8 protein-coding genes are annotated in these 12,858 nt (G+C 49.5%); all 8 read right to left on the reverse strand.

Annotation, left to right across the window (positions count from 1 at the left end):
- Positions 1–147 precede the first annotated feature (147 nt).
- The gene (locus RS891_RS29235; protein ID WP_315793863.1) at positions 148–2,211 is read right to left on the reverse strand and encodes a molybdopterin-containing oxidoreductase family protein; all 2,064 of its coding nucleotides are present in this window, start codon (positions 2,209–2,211) and stop codon (positions 148–150) included.
- A gap of 479 nt (positions 2,212–2,690) precedes the next feature.
- The gene (locus tag RS891_RS29240; RefSeq protein WP_315793864.1) at positions 2,691–3,545 is read right to left on the reverse strand and encodes a formate/nitrite transporter family protein; all 855 of its coding nucleotides are present in this window, start codon (positions 3,543–3,545) and stop codon (positions 2,691–2,693) included.
- A 217-nt stretch (positions 3,546–3,762) separates the two neighbouring features.
- The gene (locus RS891_RS29245; RefSeq protein WP_113052964.1) at positions 3,763–5,124 is read right to left on the reverse strand and encodes an FAD-dependent oxidoreductase; all 1,362 of its coding nucleotides are present in this window, start codon (positions 5,122–5,124) and stop codon (positions 3,763–3,765) included.
- 370 nt (positions 5,125–5,494) lie between these two features.
- The gene (locus RS891_RS29250; RefSeq protein ID WP_076287522.1) at positions 5,495–5,977 is read right to left on the reverse strand and encodes a glutathione peroxidase; all 483 of its coding nucleotides are present in this window, start codon (positions 5,975–5,977) and stop codon (positions 5,495–5,497) included.
- 188 nt (positions 5,978–6,165) lie between these two features.
- Positions 6,166–6,978, reverse strand: coding sequence for a ferric iron reductase (locus tag RS891_RS29255; protein WP_315793865.1), 813 nt, complete (start codon positions 6,976–6,978; stop codon positions 6,166–6,168).
- A 90-nt stretch (positions 6,979–7,068) separates the two neighbouring features.
- Entirely contained in the window at positions 7,069–7,956 is an 888-nt protein-coding gene (locus RS891_RS29260) for an ABC transporter ATP-binding protein (RefSeq protein WP_113052966.1), read from the reverse strand.
- 435 nt (positions 7,957–8,391) lie between these two features.
- A complete protein-coding gene (locus RS891_RS29265) occupies positions 8,392–11,568 on the reverse strand; it encodes a GAP1-N2 domain-containing protein (protein WP_315793866.1) in 3,177 nt (1,058 codons plus the stop codon).
- Positions 11,565–12,824, reverse strand: coding sequence for a TRAFAC clade GTPase domain-containing protein (locus tag RS891_RS29270; protein WP_315793867.1), 1,260 nt, complete (start codon positions 12,822–12,824; stop codon positions 11,565–11,567). The genes RS891_RS29265 and RS891_RS29270 overlap by 4 nt, the downstream gene beginning before the upstream one ends.
- Between the last annotated feature and the right edge of the window lie 34 nt (positions 12,825–12,858).

The following is a 12,858-nucleotide window of genomic DNA, read 5'->3' on the forward strand; positions in this document are numbered from 1 at the left end:
AAAATAGACCCTTGCCCTGACGGCATATAGCCAGAGCGAAGGCCACTTGAATTTAGAAATTTGAATTCTGAATCTTGCTCTTTATCATTCTGCTTACGATCTATCCATTGTTCATCTTACCTTAAAAGATCCGATCTGCAAGCACATTCATTGACGCTTCACTTCGACAGTGGCCGAGAAGAATGTTGCTCCGTTCCCCATGTCAGACAGACGATTGGACGTGAGCGAGTTCGCCCGCTGTTTCTTGCCATTACCATCCCACCATAAGCCTTGACTGATCACCGTTCCTGGCAGCATGGATTCACTCACCTTGGCAGTTAGTTCAATCCGGCCACGGTCGTTCCATACGACCACCGCATCCCCGTCTTCCACCTGTCTGCGGGCGGCGTCCTCCGGGTGCATTTGCAACAATGGCATCTTCTCCAAACGTTGATGTTTGGCCGAATTGGCAAAGGTGGAATTCAGGAAATTATGATTTGGCGGCGACAAAAACATCAGCGGATAAACATCAGCAGGTCCAGCCGGTTTTTCCCCGTCATACCCCTCAACGAGAGCACTGTACGTAGGCAGCGGCGGTAATCCCTTCTGTGCCATCGTTTCCGAATACAGTTCAATTTTCCCCGAAGGCGTAGGCAGCTGATCCAAATAGGAGTCATGTGCAGACATATCCAGCTTGACGAAGTGATGCTGCTTCAACCCCTCCAAGGTTACTCCGTTCATGTAGGGATTGCCCGTATCCTGAAGTGCTTCCTCGATCATCTGTTCCGGCGTCTCCCCGAAAATCTCCGGGTCATACCCCATCGCCTGTCCAAGCAAAGAGAACAATTCAACATTACTCTTGCTCTCACCCAAAGGCGCAATGACTGGCTCTTGCAAATGAACATACTGATGCCAGTAGGACGTATACAGATCGGTCGTTTCAAATGAAGACGTCGCAGGCAGCACAATATCCGCGTATTTCGCCGTATCCGTCATGAATAGGTCATGGACAACCGTGAACAGATCCTCCCGTGCAAAACCTCGCTCCACCCGCTCGGTATCTGGTGCCACCACCAGTGGATTGCTGCAGTAGACCATCAATGCCCGGATCGGCTGCTCCGCTTCCAGCAATGCTTCGCCAATCCGGTTCATATTCACCACGCGCGGCTCCGGGTTCTGCCGCAGTTCCGGACGCTCGAGCGCATCGCTATTCGTGCTCGCGTAACTGTTGGTACGAATAGCACCACCGCCGCGCTTCAGCCACTGACCTGTAATGGCAGGCAGACAGGCTACGCTGCGTACGTTCATTCCACCGTTGTCGTGATGCTGGAGGCCATTGCCAATATGAATATGGGCTGCCTGTGCGTTGCCATACAGCTCAGCGAGCTTCACGATGTCCGCTTCCGGTACACCTGTAATACGTGCAACACGCTCAGGGGTGTAGCTGCTGACATGATCACGCAGTGCCTCATGGCCGACGGTATATTTTTGCATAAAAGCCTCATCCGTCAGGCCCTGCTCGAACAGCACATGCATTAATCCGAGTGCCAGTGCGCTGTCTGTACCCGGGTAAAGTGGAATGAACCAGTCCCCCCATTGGGCGGTCCGATTGCGATGGACATCAATAACGACGATTTGGGCGCCCTTTTTGCGGGCTTTCTCAGCCAGAACAACCTGATGCATATTCGTGCTGACGATGTTGCCTCCCCACACCAGAATGACATCCGCATGCTCCGTATCCTCGGGCAACGTTCCCCGGTTCGCACCCATCGTATATTTCCACCCGGTATTTCCCGCTGCATTACAGATGGTCTGTTCCAGCATGCTCGCACCTAGTGCATTAAAAAATCGACGGTCCATACCATCCACACCAAGAATGCCCATGTTTCCATAGAAGCTGTATGGCAGGATGCTCTCCGCTCCGTAGGTATCCGCCAGTGAACTGAATTTTGCTGTAATCTCGCCGATGGCGTCATCCCAACTGATTCGTTCGAACTGGCCTTCGCCCTTGGCTCCGATGCGTCGCATCGGATATTGCAGCCGCTCGCGGTGATACACCCGCTCCGTCATATTTCGGACTTTGTTACAGATGGCGCCTTTTGTAATCGGATGGTCCGGATTGCCCGCTACCTTCACGATCTTACCGTTCTCCTTATGAAGCAGCAGGCCGCAAGTATCCGGACAATCGAGCGGGCAAACCGCCGGAAATACGCCATTCTCCTGATCGATCATATACAAGTTCCTCCCCCTTCAAAGCTATCCTCATATCATATCTTCTTCATGGTAATCGCGTAAAGAGAACAGTCTTTTTTCACCGCCACAACCGCTCCAATTTTTTTCAAAAAAAACTTGTCTCCCCTTGATTCAATCTCAAAATTCAGGGGTAAATTAAAAATAAGGCATTAGGTTAGTGTTTCCCCACTTCCTCCTCATGCCATATCATGGACCACTCCCGAAATTCGCCATGAACAGGTTTCGTTCCCCCGAACCTTGTCATGGCGAATTTATTTTGCGTAGAAATGTGTTTATCAAAAAAAGCGATTCCCTCTCTTGTGGTCAAAGCCAGCACAGGACAGCCGCCGCCATGACTTGAACGAGATTAGAATCGCCAGTTCTGTTACTATTTTGTTTAACTTCTCTGTCTAACTTCGCACTCGTCTTTGCAGCTTACCGGGGTTGTAACGCTAACTCGGTTACTCGACAAAATGCCGCTACGCCTGCTTGCTCCACATCGGTCTGTCTTCCGTCTCCACAGGCTGGGCCACCGCCATGGCCACCTCAGGCTTCACTTCCGGCTCATGCTTGCGCAGGTACACCATCCAGTAGGCAGCCGCCACAAACAGCGCTCCTCCCGTCAGGTTGCCAAGCCATACCGGAATGAAATTCATGATGTATTGCCCCCACGAATAATGTCCTTCGAAGATCGCAGCAGGAATCAGGAACATGTTGGCGACAACGTGCTGGAATCCAATAGCCACAAAGGCCATCGTTGGGAACCAGATGCCCAGTACCTTGCCACTCATCGTATCCGATGCATAGGACAGCCATACTGCGAGAGCTACCAGCCAGTTACACCCGATCCCGGATATAAAAGCCTGAAGGAAGCTGTCGTCCAGCTTGTGTCCAGCCATATCGACGACTTTGGCCAAATAGGCACCCTCTGCCGTCAGACCAAGAACATGACCAAACGCATAGGCCACAAAAAGCGCCCCAAGGAAATTACCTATTGTTACTAAGATGAGATTCTTCAACATGCTGCCTGCGGACAGTTTGCGTGCAATCGTCGCAAGCGGGACGGCCATCATATTGCCTGTCAGCAGTTCCCCGCCGCCAATCAGCACCAATATTAAACCTACCGGGAACACTGCTGCACCAATCAGATTAACCATGCTGCCCCACTCGGCCGGAGCAGAAGCAATAACCCGAATATCCAGCAGAAATCCGAGTGCAATAAAAGCACCTGCCAGAAAACTGAGTATCAATACGGAGGACACCGGATTTTGAGCTTTCTTCATCCCCGTATGCGCCGTATATTGTGCAACCTCAAGAGGTGTTTTTGCTGCCATAACGATCCTCTCCTTCACAGTTCATGAACATCATAATTCAACTTGTTTGGTTGATAAGTTCATTGTATCGCGAAGGTTTCAAGAGGTTTGTTACTTTTATCACAAAGTCTGAAAACTACATTTTAATATTTCCGTAGTATCTTAATTGATGTGCATAAAAAGCAAAAAAAGAACTACCGCATAATGAATGCGGCAGTTCTCAGATCTTTCGTTACGTTTATACCATCGCTGGTGTTTTTAATTCTACTGAAGGCAACGCCTGAAGACCAGCCGAGTTCAGGAAGTTCCACGGTTTGTTGTAGTGTGGCTGGAAGAAGAAGTCGATGAAGGCCAGCTCATCTACCGTCATGTTGTTCTGGATGCAGACAGAGATCGTATTGATCGACTGTGTCAGATCAGCCTGTGACATGACCTGCGCACCAACGATGCGGCGCGTAGCCTGTTCATAGATTACTTTAAGCAGCAGCTTCTCTGCCGTTGGCATGAACTCTGGACGGTAAGCATCTTCAAGCGTTACAGCCTCAACCACCAGGCCCTCATCCGCAGCAGATGTTTCCGTCAGGCCTGTACCTGCTATATTTTGCTCATAAATTTTAATACCTGATGTGCCTTGTGTACCCATGTACGGTGTCGTAGGACGAACCAGGTTCCGCGCTACGAGTGTACCCATCCGCACGGCGTTGGTGGCCAGTGGAATGTACGCAGCCTTGCCGGTTGGGTTGTAATGAATTGCACAGCTGTCTCCAGCAGCGAAGACGTCTTTTTGGCTGGTTTGCATATATTTATCCACGATGATTGCGCCGTTCGGCAGCATATCCACTTGGCCTTTGAGCAGCTCGGTATTTGGACGGAAACCAATGCACAGAATAACGAGGTCTGTATCGAACTCTCCTTTGGATGTAATGACCTTGTTCACTTTGCCATTCTCACCGGTAAATTTCTGTACAGTTTGGCCCAGTGCCAGCTTGATGCCGTGTCCAGTCAACGTCTCTTCAATGGCATCCGTGAACTCGGGGTCGAGATATTTGTTCAAAATCCGGTCCACACTATCGATCAGCGTAACTTCCTTGCCGTTCATTTGGAAAGCCTCTACCAGCTCGATACCGATATATCCTGCTCCTACCACGGTAATGCGTTTGGCATGTTTGGCTTTCTCAATAATCGTGTTGGAATGGTTGTAGTTTTTGCAAAGTAAAATGTTATCCATCTCGATGCCTTCCAGTTTCGGTACGACAGGCCATGAACCCGTGGTCACGATCAGCTTGTCGAAGGTATCTTCGAATTCTTCCCCAGTTTTCAAGTTTTTAGCCTGAAGTTTGTGACCCGCAGCATCTACTGACGTCACTTCATGAAGCATTTTGGTAACGACACCGAGCTCGGCCAGTTGGTTTGGCGAAGAATAGAACAGTCCGTCTGGATCTTTCACGACGCCACCTACATAAAGCGCAATGCCACATGATAAGAAAGAGATGTTGTCATTGCGCTCATACACTGTAATGGTAGCATCCGGGTACAATTTGGCGGTGTTAACGATGGCTGCGGTTCCTGCGTGTGTACATCCGATAACTGCGATTTTCATGATAAGGTTCCCCCTTGGAGTATATAATAAAAAAATTGAATATAACGTCATTGTGGTTGTGAAATTTTTCACTTCTAAGCGAACAATGCTTATGTGATTTATTTCACTTTGTACATTCATTATAATGTGATATTTTTCACATTGCAATAGGTTAATCAAAATAAATTTGTCGGATGTGGTTTTCTTTACGATCAGGCGAGTCATCGACTCATCTTCATTGACTTCAGTTTTCCCTGCTTATGGCTGGTTTATGCTCAAAATAAGTGTAGTAACTCCCGAGGAGACTCGTATATGGAGAGGATATTTCGCACTAAAAATTGTGTCAAAAAAAGCCTGTCCTCCAATCTGGAGGCAGGCTTCTTCGTTCATTTTATACGCCAAGCAGCTTTTCAATCTCTGCAGTCATGGCTTCAGGGGATTCTTTTGGTTCAACACGTCCTACAACTTCACCTTCACGATTCACGAGGAACTTGGTGAAATTCCATTGGATGCTATTGTCTTCGCCAACACCAGGTTGCTGCTCACGCAGATACTTGAACAATGGATGTGCATCTTCACCATTAACGTCGACCTTGGCAAACACGGGGAAATTAACGCCATAGTTGATTTGGCAGAAGGATTCTGCTTCCTCACTTGTACCCGGCTCCTGGCCGCCAAACTGGTTACAAGGGAAACCCAGTACAACCAAGCCTTGATCACGATAGCGATCATAGAGCTTCTGCAATTCACCGTATTGTGGAGTCAGTCCACACTTGCTGGCCGTATTGGCGATCACCAATACTTTGCCTTGATACAGATCGAGTGGTACTTCCTGATTTGCGGTCGTTACCGCCTGATACGAATATACGGACATGACTGATTCCTCCCATGAGTATGATGTAGGTTGGGCTGTTGTATGTACTGTACCTAATGACCATGCGGCACACAGCCTGTCTCTATATTATAGACCTGAGGCGGTCAATTACCAAATCTGTGATTAAACCCTGCTCAAGTTCATATCGAAAAACTTCGTCCATCGACATGGACATATTCCCTTCCCTTTTAGCCTGACTTCGCCGCCACAATAGCATCATAACGCTCTTGCCGCTCTGCCTTGGTCAGTTTGGGACAACTGTAACAATAGTTCTGACCGCCATACACCTGATGGTGCAAGCAGCAGACTGGCTTCATCAGCATGGTTTCTCCAGGTTGATGCGGATTATCAATTTCCACCGGTTTGAAGGTTAGCAGATTCCTTTTCAACCCCAGAATCTCTGGAGACATCGCGATTACATGCTCATACCCTTGTATAACCGCTTCACGTTCCGTCTCCGTGATATTCATCTGTAACGCTGTCGTTTTGAACCATCTCAGCATGGATGCGAGTTGTGCCCACATCTGACCTGGGTTTGCTCCACCAGCAACAGCCACGCCTTCAATCATTGGACGCAGCTGGTCACCGTAATATGCTGTTAATACATCATTACACCAGGAGGATGGAACGACTTGTGATCCGCCCATCAGATTCGGATGTGATTGCTCGGTTGCATTGTTCAGTTGAAATCCAATCGCCGGACGGCCATCCTTTACCTCCAGCTGCATATTTATGTTCTCCAAAGACAGATCCAGATAGGTGTCACATAATGCCGTCATGTAGTGAACCCCCATCATCAGGCCACGAACCGAATGCATGAAATAAACAGCCGCTGAGCGAATAGAATCGGCCCGAAGATGCTCATTATAAGTTTCCAGCATAAGCTTGGCTTGCTCCGGATGTCTTAATGCTGACAAAGGCATGCTAAAGATCGGTTCATCGAACGCAGCGGTGGTTATTCGTCCATATTGCTGTAACCAGGTGTAGTTGATTTCTCCCATTCCTGTAGACCTCCTAGAATGCGAATGAGCCGCGTGCATAACGCACAGCGGCTTCATTCTATAGTTTAGGACCACATATGGCCCGTTTCATTAACTTCCTGTCGCGTGACGAACGCGTTGCTCTGTCAGTCCCCCAGCATGAACCATTGCACTGTTCATGACCATTTGTTCTGGAGGTGCAGATTGCTGACGTTCACCCGCAAGGGCGTAAGGCAAGCAGAGCGGTACACCGGAACGTGGATCAATCACGATATCAGCTTCGATGTTAAATACTTCGCGAAGCACATCGGAGTTCATAACCTCTACAGGTGAACCTGTAGCGATGGCTTTACCTTTTTTAATACCAATCATGTGATGCGCATAACGGGAAGCATGGTTCAGGTCATGCACTACCATAACGATTGTACGGTTTGCTGTGGCATTCAATTGTTCCAGCAATTGCAGTACTTCAAGCTGGTGAGCCATATCCAGGAACGTTGTTGGCTCGTCCAGGAACAGAATGTCTGTCTCTTGTGCAAGAGCCATGGCAATCCAGGCACGTTGACGCTGTCCACCAGACAGTTGATCGATTGGACGATCGTGGAACTCCGTCATGCCTGTCACTTCGATAGCCCATTCAATCATGCGTTTGTCTTCAGCACGCATCGAACCAAAACCTTTTTGATAAGGGAACCGTCCGTAGGACACCAGTTCGGTTACGGTAAGTCCTTCAGGGGCTGTTGGATTTTGTGGCAAAATCGCAAGCTGCTTGGCTACTTCACGCGTGGACTGCTTATGGATGGACTTCCCGTCGAGCAATACACTACCTGCTTTTGGATTCATGATCCGTGCCATTGTTTTCAGGATGGTAGACTTCCCTGAACCATTGGCTCCAACAAGTGCTGTGATTTTTCCTTGGGGAATTTGAATATTCAGATCTTCAACAATCAGTCTTTCCTCATAAGCGATATCCAGCTTGGACGTCTCCAGACGAAACATGCGATCATCCCTCTCTCATTTATCCCGGTTATGTATTCCGGCTATGACAACGAAAACGAAATTTTAATTCAGCGTATTTCCGGCGCAACAAGATCTTATACTCTAAAGATACTGATAATCATTATCATTTGTCAACACCAAATACCAAATTCCTTGATGGTTGGGAACTATTTTTGAAGTGTTTTACTAGAAATCGGTCAGATTGTCCGCACTTTATGTGAGAGCTTTTCTCATCGTGTACGTGCATTTCATCGCTCGGCGTTGGCCGCACTTGCCCAGCATCTTAATAATGTGTCTGAATTGTGAAAAATAGACCTTTATTGATTCATTTCGTAAATGTCACTCCCCATCACTTGTGCAAAACAAAAATACAGCCCCTTCGAAATTCTTCGAGGAGGCTGTATTCACATTTATAACATATTTAATTAATTCGGCTTAGAGCTTCGGCTCCGTGACAAGGTTAATCACGGTCGTTCCACTCTGAACACTCACGATATCCTTTAGATCAAAATCGGCCGGAAGCTCCACTTGGTGCCCATAAGGATAGAGACGGTCTGCTTCGGCAACCGTCAGGTTCTCCACAGAAGATGAATCTGCTCCTGTAGACTGAGGCGAATCTGAAGAAGTACCGTCTGCATCTCCCTGTGCTGTGCCTTCATCCGTAGTGTCAGAGGTTGTACCCTTGCCTGCATCCGTCGCTGTGCTCCCTGCTGCCGGATCTGAAGTGTTTCCCTCCGATGAGGCTGAACCTGCCCCTTGCTCGGCTCCTCCGCTCTGCGAAGTATCGTCCGCATTATCGGTAGAAGAACCTGCAGAGCTTCCTTCTGGCGTGCCTTCTGAACTGTTTCCAACCGCACCTTCACCATCCGGCTCTTCATTTCGGTTGAAACTTTCCCATTCTCCCTCAGTATGGAGCTGCTGTGTAGTACCATCTTTCAAGTTCCATTGGAGAGTATTCGTTTGCAAAGCGTTGCTGTCCGTTTCGTTTCTGTAACGGATCACCAACTGGGCAGGCGTCTGTGTACCATCGTCCGCTTCGGACGCCGGAACGAGATAGGCGATCTCTTCAGCGAGCTCCACCTCAGGTTCAGCGGGAACAGCCGGCTCCTGAGTCGGTGGAGGTGAGGCGGCAGGTGTCTCCGCCTTATCCCCTATCAAGGCATACGTGCCTCCAGCTATACCTAGGATCAGGATGACAATGACCGATCCTAGAAAAAGGTTCTTCCTTTTACCTGTCAGCATGCGCACCAGCGGGGAAGCCAACTCTGTTTTGGCGCGGTCGTAGGCCGGCTTCATCGTCTTGCTTGCTCTGGCATAATAAGGTTTGAAAGCTGACTTTGACTTAAAAGCTTCGCGGTCATGAGCCTTGAAATAGGCCACGATTGCATCCGAGTATCCCTTATGTGCATTGGAACCGCGAATAAACAAGCGTTGATTCCCCGACCACTCCATGAATTGATATAACACTTCTGTACGTCCTGAACTACTGTAGATAAATTCAATAAGACCTGGATAATCGAGCCTGTTGCTGCTACTGCCACCGCGATAGAAAGCCAGCGGCAGTGCTTCAAATGCAGCCGTATCTGGGCGATCGCGAAGCTCTCCAGCAAGCCAGCGACGCGACCAGCGCTGGAGCTCATTACGTTCGGCCAAAGAGAGGGATTCCAGTTCCTCTTCGTCACGCCCCTCACCGCTAAGCCATGCTCTCGCTGCCAGCATCATGTTTGTACGCGCAGATACATCTGAGCCCTGGCGAGCAGCCCAGTCCCGAACCTCGTTTCCGTGCAACAAAATATCAATGCTTAACAGTTGTTCACGGTTAACCCGCTCCAGATCGAGATCCTGGATCATAAACAAGTTAATAACGTAAGCCAGCTTATCTGCGAGCCGGGTTAAATCCTCCTGATACGCTGGTGGTTGGACAGCGGACCCAGGTCCACCTTTCCGGTTAGTGCGAACTGAAGCTCCAGACTGCCCAATTCGGGCGGTAATCCCCGTGTCTAGGGAGCCTGGAACTGGTAAACGATCCAATACACTGACCCGCTTAAGTGCCTCATTGGCAGACTGAACAGGGTTGGGTGCAGAACACAAACGTTCACGCAGCTCCGTTCCTGTCCGTTCCAGCAAGAAACTATTGTGGATGGCAGACGGGTGAGATGTAATCCATCTCTGGATCACTTCCACAACGTCGGCAGCTGATTCTGTGCGTTTCAACTGATTATCCAGATAGGGCTCGAACAACAGCTTGGTCAGTGATTCGTTCGCCAGCACTTTGTCGAAGAAAGCACCGCTTAACAGGCTGTCCCGATCCAGCAAGCCATACAGTTCCTGCACAGCACGCATACGTTTCTGCGAACGGGCGTTATTAACGCCATAGATGAAATAATCCACGATTCGGGACTGTACGACTGGCGCAGCGACCCGGAAATACTCCCCGATGCGTGCTGCAACCGATTCTTCAGGTACATTCTCCCGTTTGACACTGTCCAGCTCACGACTGAGCAACGTCAGGAACAACTCGTTCAAGCGAGAACGTTGTTGCGCTCCGCCTTCCGGTTTCAAGTAGGTGAGCAATCCACTCAGGACATCGCTTTTGTTATCAAGGTACAACTCTTCCATCCCCTGCTCCAGGCGATAGAACATAGAAAGTTCCCCGTATGCTTCAATGGAGAGCTCCCGTCCAGGTTCCATTCCTGACAGCATCTCATCCGCAAAAGCATAAAATGAATCGGCTGCCGCAGGTTCATGCAGCAAGGACCAGGCGAACTCCGCATAAGGAAGCTTCGCCACAGATGCATCTGCATGGGTAACTCTGCCCGATACCAGATCAAAGGTGAAATCCTTCTCCGTATTCCGATCTTTCGGACGCAGCGTGCCCCGCTCCACAAACTGAAGGTGGATGCCTTTCTTCGCCTGCGGCTCCTTCGCAAACGTCATAAAGCCGAGCTGCCGCCGGAACGCATAAGGCAGCGCCGTATATAACAAACGCAGCAGTCCTTTGGCTCCGGCTGTAACTTCCTCAGCTGAAACGTCCAGCGCAATATATACCTTCCGACGTGTGGCTACAGCTTGCATGACGGCGTAGAGCAGACGCTTGAATACTACCTCGTCCATTTTCAGAGCACTAAGAATCTGGCTTGGAGAGCTTTGTCCAACACCAACTGCTCGTGGCAACTCATGAAGCGATGGCAGCACTGTACCTTGTTCGATGTCATAGGACGTGGCGAACACAGCATCCAGCCAGCCGCCTTGCTTCATCTGCTCTTCCGAGCGTTCAGGAGACAAGACATAGTTATGAGCGAAAAAGGCGCTGCGCAGCCCGGTGAAATCGGCCGATTGGTACACATTTTGCCCAAGAATCGTCTCCCCGCTCTCCAGATGCAGCAAGTGAATTGATGGGGGGAACTTCGTCTCATCCTTCTCACTCCGCCCCGTGAGCTCCGCTGGAGCGTCATAAACGCAGTAGGGATGAAGCACTTTTTTGATAAAAGAAGGGTCCAGTCCCGGCGATGCGGCAACCGTATCGAACCCCTCCGTTGTGCGAAACACCCCGCGCCGCTCTCGAGTATACAGCTGTTGTTCAATTGGCGGGGTTATGGAAGAACGCATCATCCCACTCTCCCCTCAATGTACTTCAGCTTGTACAGCAGCCAGAGGAATGGCTCATCGACACGGATTGGGCTGACCACACCTTGCAGCTTCATATCCACCGGATTACTTCCCAGCGCAGACACCGCAAAGTAAGCCGTATCCTTAAAGTACACATCCATCGTGCCTTTAAACGGACGGTCCACCTTCTCGATAAAACGTCGGATCTCCCCGTCGATATTTTCGAATTCGGTCAGGTCAAACCAGTCGCGGTGCACCATGTTGCGGAACACATTGCTGTTGGATTTGATATAATCGCCCTCTTCGTCCTTGAGGGAATGCAGCATGTCGCTTTTGGTGAGTACAACGGCTGTCGGAATATTCGTCTTGGCTTTGTCCTGGTATGCAATAAAGTCACCGAACATCGTTAACACCACATCACGCGGCTCATCGTATCTTGGCGTCCACTCGCCCGGCTCGTTGCCAAGGTTGATGCGGATTTTGTCCCGAATGGAACGAATCTGAAGCGGGTCCACCATGAACAGAATGCCTGCCGAGTTCTTGATATGCTGCCCGTGAAGTCCCAGATAATCCTGCTCCACCATACCTTCACCAGCGACATCAAAGAACACCAGTGTCAGCGGAGCTTTATCTTCATCCTTGAATACAAATTGGAAAATAAACGGCTCCTGCAGTTTCTCCTTCTGCGTTGAATCCAGCAAATCACCCCGCTCGAATAGCGGTTCTTCATAATCGGCACGGAACCGGCGGCTAATCTCCGCATTCAGCGGCATGCAGGCCGCATCAAAGTGATCGGCTGTGTAATGCTGCAATGTATGAATCAATGAAGTCATGTAGACGGATTTACCCACCTGGGATGCTCCAATAATGGAAATGATATTGCTTGGTGCCTTGCCTGCTGTGACAGGCAGCTCGTTATGACACTGTGGACACAGCCGACGCCGTGTAACGACACCGTAACGATCGTTCAGTCCCATCACAATGTTATCCGAATAGATGCGATGTTCCTCAGGTACATCATGCGGAGCCAGCACGGCCTCCATATCAAACACCGTATCCAGTCCAAACCGTTCGCGATATCGATTCAGCTTCGCATCTTCCCCAAGTGCGTAGTCCTCATCGTCATCGCGATGATGTGTAGCCCGGAATACAACCTCCTCTGGTGAAAACTTGCTGAAACAATACGGACATACGATATCGTAAAACAACGGCCGCTCTTCCGGCTGCTGTCTCTTCAAAAACCGACTAAAAAAGCTCATAGCCACTCCCCTCCCCTGATCAGTTAGACAAAAA

It is taken from the genome of Paenibacillus sp. BIC5C1, from assembly GCF_032399705.1.
In the GTDB taxonomy this organism is placed as follows: Bacteria; Bacillota; Bacilli; order Paenibacillales; family Paenibacillaceae; genus Paenibacillus; species Paenibacillus taichungensis_A.

Coding starts and splice junctions, on each gene's coding strand:
- RS891_RS29235 (WP_315793863.1), bottom strand. CDS start 2,211: ATGATCGATCAGGAGAATGGCGTATTTCCGGCGGTTTGCCCGCTCGAT.
- RS891_RS29240 (WP_315793864.1), bottom strand. CDS start 3,545: ATGGCAGCAAAAACACCTCTTGAGGTTGCACAATATACGGCGCATACG.
- RS891_RS29245 (WP_113052964.1), bottom strand. CDS start 5,124: ATGAAAATCGCAGTTATCGGATGTACACACGCAGGAACCGCAGCCATC.
- RS891_RS29250 (WP_076287522.1), bottom strand. CDS start 5,977: ATGTCCGTATATTCGTATCAGGCGGTAACGACCGCAAATCAGGAAGTA.
- RS891_RS29255 (WP_315793865.1), bottom strand. CDS start 6,978: ATGGGAGAAATCAACTACACCTGGTTACAGCAATATGGACGAATAACC.
- RS891_RS29260 (WP_113052966.1), bottom strand. CDS start 7,956: ATGTTTCGTCTGGAGACGTCCAAGCTGGATATCGCTTATGAGGAAAGA.
- RS891_RS29265 (WP_315793866.1), bottom strand. CDS start 11,568: ATGATGCGTTCTTCCATAACCCCGCCAATTGAACAACAGCTGTATACT.
- RS891_RS29270 (WP_315793867.1), bottom strand. CDS start 12,824: ATGAGCTTTTTTAGTCGGTTTTTGAAGAGACAGCAGCCGGAAGAGCGG.